This window comes from Streptomyces sp. LS1784 (assembly GCF_020103755.1).
GTDB lineage: Bacteria > Actinomycetota > Actinomycetes > Streptomycetales > Streptomycetaceae > Kitasatospora.
The window spans coordinates 1-1,217 of sequence record NZ_JAHSQD010001078.1 but is presented as its reverse complement, the minus strand read 5'-3'; the positions used below and the strand labels follow the sequence as shown (position 1 = coordinate 1,217).

The following is a 1,217-nucleotide window of genomic DNA, read 5'->3' as shown; positions in this document are numbered from 1 at the left end:
GTCAGCGGCACCGCCCGATCGGCCGACGACGACCCCTGCGCCAACCTCTCGTACGGCTGACCCGGACCCCACCCGCACGACGGCGGGGCGCCTCCGGACCGTGGCTCCGGGGGCGCCCCGCCGTCGTGCGTCCGAGGGGTGTCAGCGCCTCGTCCCGCAGGACGGGCAGAACGCGGAACCGTCCGGAACGTCCTTGTGGCAGCTCGTGCACTGGACGGGCTGCGCCAGTCGGAAGCCGCAGCCCGGACAGAACGGCGTGCCGTGGGTCTCGGTGTGGCACTGCGGGCAGACCAGCTGTCGCGGCGCGTTGACGTCGAACTCGGCACCGGACTGCTGACCGGACTTGTACGCACGCTCGGTGACCGTGTCGTTGAGGCCGCGGTGCTGCGCCGCCACCGCCTCGGCCGCGGTGTCCGGGGCGCAGGTGTGGCAGAGGCCCTGGGCCGGGTTGAAGCACTGGCCGCAGACGTAGTGGGTGCACCGGGCGCAACGGTTGAAGTGCGTCCGGGCGTTGGCGATCGCGCGCTGGAACGCGGCGTCCCGCGAGGTGCCCCAGGTCTGGCCGGCCAGTCCGTCGGCGGCGTTGCTGATGGTGTTGGCGTTGCCGCCGATGAGGTTCCAGGCCGCGCTGACGCCCTTGCCTATCCAACCGGCCATCTGACCGGTCCGGAACGGCTCGAACGGCGAGCGCCAGGTGTCCGAGCAGCGGTAGCAGTAGAACTCGAACTGGAAGCCCGCACCGGTGCCGTGCTGCTCGCACAGGTCACGATGGTTGCTGCTGAAGTAGATCTCCGAAGTCACGTCGTCCCCGGTCGCTAAGTGGCCTGTCAGCGGTCGCTCCCAGGGACGACAGGGCCCACCGAACGGTTCCGCCAAGGAACCACGACCGACCGGATCAGAGCCCCGAGACCGGCAGCAGCAGCACCCGCGACGGGTCGAACCGCTGCCAGAGCGCGGGCTGTCCGCTGCAGCCGATCCGCAGCCGGCACCAGCGCTGCCCGGCCGCGTCCTGCCACCACCCGCTGATCCGGCCGAGCGCCCAGGCACCGTCCCCCAGGTCCACCTCGACCGGCTGGTAGACCCACTGGACGTCCCGGTCCGCCGGTTCCGTTCCCGCCGGACCTGCGGCGCCCCCGGGACTGCACTGACTCTCCATCACGGCTCCGCCTCCCGACTCCGGACCCGGCCGCCCGGACGCCCGCTCGGGGCGGCCGGGC

2 protein-coding genes are annotated in these 1,217 nt (G+C 72.5%); both read right to left on the bottom strand.

Annotation, left to right across the window (positions count from 1 at the left end; genetic code table 11):
* Positions 1-141 precede the first annotated feature (141 nt).
* Complete coding sequence (locus tag KS423_RS45750; protein WP_224285551.1) at positions 142-801, bottom strand: zinc ribbon domain-containing protein; 660 nt, start codon at positions 799-801, stop codon at positions 142-144.
* A 94-nt stretch (positions 802-895) separates the two neighbouring features.
* On the bottom strand, positions 896-1,217 hold a 322-nt coding region (locus KS423_RS45745; protein WP_224285550.1), incomplete at its 5' end, for a hypothetical protein.